General features: G+C 67.8%; 6 protein-coding genes and 1 pseudogene. All 7 read right to left on the bottom strand.

The features are described from left to right. Positions 1–597: pseudogene (locus ACH107_RS29315) on the bottom strand (saccharopine dehydrogenase); the annotation flags it as partial. A gap of 42 nt (positions 598–639) precedes the next feature. Beyond that, positions 640–1,290 (bottom strand): histidine phosphatase family protein, encoded by a 651-nt coding sequence (locus tag ACH107_RS29310; protein WP_412509247.1) that lies wholly within the window; start codon positions 1,288–1,290, stop codon positions 640–642. Between the two features lie 142 nt (positions 1,291–1,432). Beyond that, entirely contained in the window at positions 1,433–2,032 is a 600-nt protein-coding gene (locus ACH107_RS29305) for a rhodanese-like domain-containing protein (protein WP_412509246.1), read from the bottom strand. A gap of 122 nt (positions 2,033–2,154) precedes the next feature. Then, entirely contained in the window at positions 2,155–3,717 is a 1,563-nt protein-coding gene (locus ACH107_RS29300) for a trimethylamine methyltransferase family protein (RefSeq protein WP_412509245.1), read from the bottom strand. A 110-nt stretch (positions 3,718–3,827) separates the two neighbouring features. Further along, the gene (locus tag ACH107_RS29295; protein WP_412509244.1) at positions 3,828–4,718 is read right to left on the bottom strand and encodes a DMT family transporter; all 891 of its coding nucleotides are present in this window, start codon (positions 4,716–4,718) and stop codon (positions 3,828–3,830) included. Continuing rightward, the gene (locus ACH107_RS29290) at positions 4,715–5,413 is read right to left on the bottom strand and encodes an HAD family hydrolase (RefSeq protein ID WP_412509243.1); all 699 of its coding nucleotides are present in this window, start codon (positions 5,411–5,413) and stop codon (positions 4,715–4,717) included. The genes ACH107_RS29295 and ACH107_RS29290 overlap by 4 nt, the downstream gene beginning before the upstream one ends. Before the next feature lie 14 nt (positions 5,414–5,427). Beyond that, positions 5,428–5,712, bottom strand: a complete 285-nt coding sequence (locus tag ACH107_RS29285) for a DUF3572 domain-containing protein (RefSeq protein WP_412509242.1) — start codon at positions 5,710–5,712, stop codon at positions 5,428–5,430. Between the last annotated feature and the right edge of the window lie 264 nt (positions 5,713–5,976).

The raw sequence follows: 5,976 nt of genomic DNA, 5'->3' as shown, positions 1-5,976 counted from the left end.
GGGGGCTCGTTCTCCATCTCGGCAACGCCGCCGAAGATGAAAAGGGTGATGCCCGAGCCCCGTACCGAGGTCGGCCGCGAGCTCGGCAAGCAGCGCCTGCTTGTCGCGATAGGTCGTCACCGGCGGGCAGATGCCCCCGGCGCGCTGCGCCGCCCACGCCTTGAGCGACACCGCCGCCCCCGCGTAGCCCGCCCAGTAGCCGAACGCGGCGACGCGACGGCCCTCGCCATCCACGAGGTATTCAAGATCATAGAGCGTACCGCCCCCGGCGCGGAAGCGGTCCAGCAGGCGGCGGCCGGCGTGCTGCCCCTTGAAGGCGTGGCCGAACATGATGTGCCGGTGCGACAGCGGCGTGCCGTCATCGGGCAACTCCTTCAGGCCAAAGATGATGGCCTCCGCCGGCGCGCCGGGCCAGCTGTTCTCGGGCGCGATCGCGCATCCCGCGGCACGATACCCCTCGATCGGGATGGCGCGTGCGGCGCTTTCCTCGACCGTCACGGTCATCCCCTGCCCGATCAGCGCGGCGGCGCCCTCGGGCGTCAGCCCGACGCGGTCCTCGTTCGGGCGCTGCTCGGCGCGGACCCACAAATGTGTCATCGACTACCCTTCCGTCGTGTCGTCCCGATCGGCCCGCCGCTGTCAAACGTAGGTCCGCGCATGCGCCCTGTCGGGCGTGTCCAGATGCGGGGTGGCGTTGAAGGCCCCCACCATCAGCATGTCGTGCACGTATTCCAACCGGTGCAGGGACGCGTTCATGATCTGCAGCATCATCCGCGCCATCCCGCCGTTCTGCAATTCCAGCGCGTGGCGCATCACCATGCCGATCACCCCGCCCGACGTGACCACCAGCACCCGGCCGGGGCTACGGCAGATCTCGTCGATGGCGCCGGTCACGCGCGCGGCGAAACAATCATAGGTCTCGGGCACGTCCGACAGCATGCCGCGCGTCCAGTGGTCGATCACCTGCGGCAGGTGCGTTGCGAACTCGGTGGCATCGCGCGGCGCCGGCACGCCGTGCTGGACCTCCAGCGCGCGGGCCAGCGCGAAATAGCTCAACTCGTTCAGGCGGGTATCCTGCGCGGTGATCTCGTAGCCCATGGCGCGCGCGGTATCTTCCTGCCGCGACAGGGTACCGGTGATGACCCGGTCGAAATGCGGGTTCGTCGCGCGCAGATGCGTCCCCAGCCAGCCCGCCTGCACGCGCCCCAGCTCCGACAGGCGGTCATAGCTTGCCTCGTCGGTCGCGTGGCTGTTCGCCTGCCCGTGCCGGACCATGATGATTTCGGCCACCCGTTCATTCCTCCGCCCGTTTCGCGTGCGGCGCAGGTTAGCGCCCCGCGCGGCGGGGTTAAAGACGGCCGCGGGATTTAATTGCGGCCCGCCGGCCACCCCGCCCGGGTTAAGTCATGCCGGGCGCCCGCCCCGGTGGCGCTTACATCTGGCCCTCGACGACGGTCAGGCCAAGACCGTGCCACGCCTGCATCCCGCCGCGGTAATAATGGATCTTCTCGGCCGGGTACCCCTCGCGCAGCATCGCCTTGATCGCCATGGGGGATTGACCGCACCACGGCCCGTTGCAGAACAAGAGCACCTCTTCGGCGTTCGTGCAGTCCCAGTCGCCCGGGCTGCCGGTGCAGCCGACCTCGTCCAGGCGGCTGGCCATTTCCGTGTAGGGCATGTTGATCGCGCCCGGGATCGTCCCGTCAAGATGCCAGTCCAGCGTTCTGCCATCGATGAGCTTGCCGCCCTGTTCCGCGAACTCCAGCAGCTCGATCTCGCCCACCGTGGTCACGCCCGGCGCGACCTGCATCGGCTGCACGCAGAACGGCGGGCATTCGCGCGACGTCTTGGCGTAGGCGGGATCGATCGTCGCGTCCGTGTCCTGGTTGCGCATGATCTTAACGGGGCCGTCCGGGGTCTCGACCGTGACGCTCGCGATCTCGCCATTGATCCTGACGTCAAGCTCCTCCTCTGCCGATGCCTGCGCCATGGGCAGGCCCGCGATGACCAGGGCTGTGAACAGTTTTCTCATGATACCTCCCGTCGTTCTGATTGTTTCAACGGGCCGAGTATAAATTCATGACCGTGCATGTGTCGAGGATTCATGGCCCGCCGCGATGCCGACGGCTTGCCGACGCGTTGCCGCGCCCGGTTTCAGAAATCCGTCGGCGCGCCCCCCTCGGCCTTGCGCCGCTCGACGAAAGCGGCCAGTTCCTCGCGGCGGCTCTCCTCCATCGGCGGCGCCTCGAACCCGGCGATGATGTCGCGGTAGACCTGATGCGCGCGGGTGGCGGTCCACGCCCCGCCCGTGGCCTCCCATGCCTCGTAATTGCGCCAGTCGCTCAGGAATGGCGCGTAGAACGCCGTGGTGTAGCGGTCCTGCGTGTGCTGGATGCCGAAGAAATGGCCCTGCCCGCCGACCTCGCGCACCGCGTCGACGGCGATCTCGTCGGGGCCGGTCGCGGTCAGCATCGGGTCCATGTAGCGCTGTATCTGCTGCAGAACCTCGCAATCCATCACGAATTTCTCGGGGCTGGCGATCAGCCCGCCCTCCAGCCACCCGGCGGCGTGATAGATCATGTTGGCCCCCGCCTGCACGCCGGCCCAAAGGCTGTTCGAGGTCTCCCACATCGCCTGCCCGTCCGGCACGTTCGCCGCGCAAACGCCGCTGGCCCGCATGGGCAGGCCATAGAACCGCGCCAGTTGCCCGGTCATCTGCGTGGCGCGCATGTACTCTGGCGTGCCGAAGGCCGGCGCACCTGACTTCATGTCGACATTGCTGGTGAAGGTGCCGATCGCGCAGCACGCGCCGGGCCGGATCACCTGCGCCAGCACCACGGCGCACAGCGCCTCCGCGAGGCTCTGAGCGACCGCGCCGGACATCGTGACCGGCGCCATTGCCCCCGCCAAGGTGAAGGGCGTGACGATCAGCCCCTGGTTACGCCGGGCCATGCGGATCCAGCCGTCGAGCATCGGGTGATCATGCTTGAGCGGCGAGGTGGAGTTGATGTTGGTATACATGTGCGGGGCGGCTTCGAATTCCGCGTGCGACAGCCCGCCGGCGATGCGCACCATCTCCATCACGTCCTCGACCCGTTCGCGGCCGAGGCAATAGGCATGGGCCACCTTGTCGGTCAGCGTGAGCTTGTCATGCAGCACGTCCAGATGCCGCACGCTGGCGTGGATGTCCTGCGGCTCGACCGGGTAACCGCCGACGAAGTGAATGCAGTTGAAGAACTGGCTAAGCTTCAGCAGGTCGCGGCATTTCTCGCGCGTGCCCGTCACCTTGCGCCCGATATTCATGTCCCAGTAGCTGGGCGGCGACGAGACGTTGCCGAAATTCATGTGCCCGCCGCCGATGGTGATCGCGCGGTCGGGGTTGCGCGGCGTGATCGTCCAGCTTCGCGGGGCTTTGCCGATCATCTCCATCACGAACTCGCGGCCCATGCGCACGGTCTCGCCGTCGATCTGGCAGCCGCCCGATCCGCGCAGTATCTCCACGGCCTCGGGGTTCAGGAACTGCACCCCGATCTCTTCGATGATACGCATCGCGCCGTCATGAATCGCCTGCACGCCGGCCTCGTCCAGCGGTTCGACCGGCCTGTCGATGTTCACCGGCGGGTTCCACGGCATCTGTTCGATCACCGCGCTGCCGCGGCGTTCCGCGTTGCCCGCGCGCCCGCCGCTGCGCCGCTTGCGCCTGACTGTCTCGGCCATGCTCGCTCTCCCTGTCGCGTCCTGATTGCCCAGCAAACACCCGCGACCCGGCCGTTGTATGCCGTCACGCGACGAAAACTGTCGTTTTTGAGACAGGTCCGCGGGAATGCTCAGCCCGGACGGCGCCGGCGCTTCCGGTGGCCGGTATGGATCACGTACAGCGCCAGGCTGACCACTACGACCACCCCGCCCAGCACCATGCCCGGGGTCGGCACCTCGCCGATGCCGAGCCAGACCCAGAACGGCCCGAGCACCGTTTCCAGCAGCAGAAGCAGGCTGACATTCGAGGCATGGGTGTAGCGCGACGCCAGCGACATCGAGAAGAACGACACGGGCAGGATCACCGCCCCGGTGATCGCGATGGCCCAGACAGCGCCCTGCCCCATCTGCCCCGGGCCGGTCACGAGGACCCCCGTGATGCCCGCCAGCACCGCGCCCAGCCCGATCACCAGCGGGATCGGCAGGTCGGGCCGCGCGCGCAGCACGACGAAGTTCAGCGCCAGCACCATGGCCACGCCAAGGCCGGCGATCGCGCCGAGCATGGCCGCGCGGTTGAACGTGACCGCGCCGTCCTCGCCCGAGAACACGGCGATCCCGATGCCGGTCAGGACCGCGAAGATCGTCACCCATGTGGCCCGCCGCGTGGGCTCACCTGTGATCACGCGCGCGAAAAGCGCGGCGAAAACCGGTACGGTCGCGACGCCGAACAACACGACGGGCACAGGCGCGTTGCCGATTCCGAGGCTGAAAAGCGTGGCATTCGCATACTGACAGCCGACGATGGCCAGCCCCGCGCCCGATGCCATGCGCGCGAGGTCCGCGCCCCGGTCGCGGCTGGACAACAGCCAGCCCGACAGCATCACGGCCCCCATCAGCAGGCCGCGCCACCCCACCATCTGGTATCCCGTCATCCCCGAAAGCCGCATGAATAGCGCGTCCGGCGTCAGCACCATGACCCCGGCAAAGGCCAGCAGGAGACCGAAGAGGGGATGGTGGCTCATGCGGGGGCAGTCAGCCAGCCGGGGATATGCCCGATATCCGGCAGCACCACGTCGGCAAGGGGTTCCAGATCGGGCGCGACCGCCGTGCCCGTCAGCACCGCCACCGTCCGCATCCCCGCCGCGCGGCCCGCGATCAGGTCATGCGTGCTGTCGCCCACCATCGCCACGCGGTCCGGCGCAAGGCCGACGGCCTTGGCGAAGGCCAGCAACGGGCCCGGCGCGGGCTTGGCGCCATGGCCCGAGTCGAACCCGGCGATGAAATCGAAATGGCCGTCCACCCCCGCCGCGCCAAGATGCGCCCGCGCGCCGAATTCGGTGTCGTTCGTCATCACGCCAAGCGCAAGACCATCGGCCCGCATCCCGTCCAGATACGGGGCCAGCGACACCGCGGGTGCCAGCGGCGCCTCGGCGGAGGTGACCATCAGGAAATGCTCGATCTCGGCAACATCCCGGCCGGGCAGCGCACCGGCGACGCATTCGGCGGCCTCCCGGTTGGTCCCCGCGATCACCGGGCTGCTCGGCAGGAACCGCGCGCGGCCGAGGTCATAGTGCATCGCCTCCGCAAGCCGGCGCCGCGCCGCATCGTCGCCGCCGCAAAGCTGCTCGATCACCCCACCGGCCCACGCGCTCCACGTGGCGTGAAAATCGAAAAGCGTTCCGTCCTTGTCGAACAGCAGGCCGTCCACCCTGCGCATGCCTTTACTCCCGTTCATGTCCAGTTCATATCCCCGCCGCCCGGCAGGGCGGCCCGCGCCTGCATCGGTGCCTCGAAGGACAGGTCGCGCGCCTCGCAGAACGCCATGACCCACGCGTCATCCATCATCACGAAGTCCAGCACGGCGCCGAGAAACTCGGGATCCCGGGCCCGGGCCCTGAGGTCGTTTTCCGACGTCCCGGTCGCGCCGAGGAACACCGGCAACAACTCGTCATTGCCGACCAGCCATTCAAGGCAGGTCAGGGCAAGTGTCTCGGCATTTTCCCGCGTGGCCTTCATCTGTCCTAATTCCCGGAAAGGTTTTCTTAACCAGTCCCATGGATAGTCGACTGCATAAAAAGGGCAAGTCGGAAAGGCGTGCGGCACATGTCAGGGAAAATTCTGGTCGTCGATTCACTGGCCACCAACAGGATCGTCCTCAAGGTCGAACTGTCGGAAGGGTTCTATCACGTGCTGCAGGCCGGCTCGATCGACGAAGCGCGGGCCATCGCGGCGCGCGAGGCGCCTGACCTCGTGCTGGCCAGCGCCGCGCTCGCCCCGGAC

This window comes from Roseovarius halophilus (ex Wu et al. 2025), from assembly GCF_047086965.1.
Note: the sequence above shows the minus strand (reverse complement) of the source record. Positions and strands in the feature narration are given on the sequence as shown.

Bases quoted from the DNA above. Each gene is read 5' to 3' on its own strand.
- ACH107_RS29305 (WP_412509246.1), bottom strand. From the start codon at position 2,032: ATGAGAAAACTGTTCACAGCCCTGGTCATCGCGGGCCTGCCCATGGCG.
- ACH107_RS29300 (WP_412509245.1), bottom strand. From the start codon at position 3,717: ATGGCCGAGACAGTCAGGCGCAAGCGGCGCAGCGGCGGGCGCGCGGGC.
- ACH107_RS29295 (WP_412509244.1), bottom strand. From the start codon at position 4,718: ATGAGCCACCATCCCCTCTTCGGTCTCCTGCTGGCCTTTGCCGGGGTC.
- ACH107_RS29290 (WP_412509243.1), bottom strand. From the start codon at position 5,413: ATGCGCAGGGTGGACGGCCTGCTGTTCGACAAGGACGGAACGCTTTTC.
- ACH107_RS29285 (WP_412509242.1), bottom strand. From the start codon at position 5,712: ATGAAGGCCACGCGGGAAAATGCCGAGACACTTGCCCTGACCTGCCTT.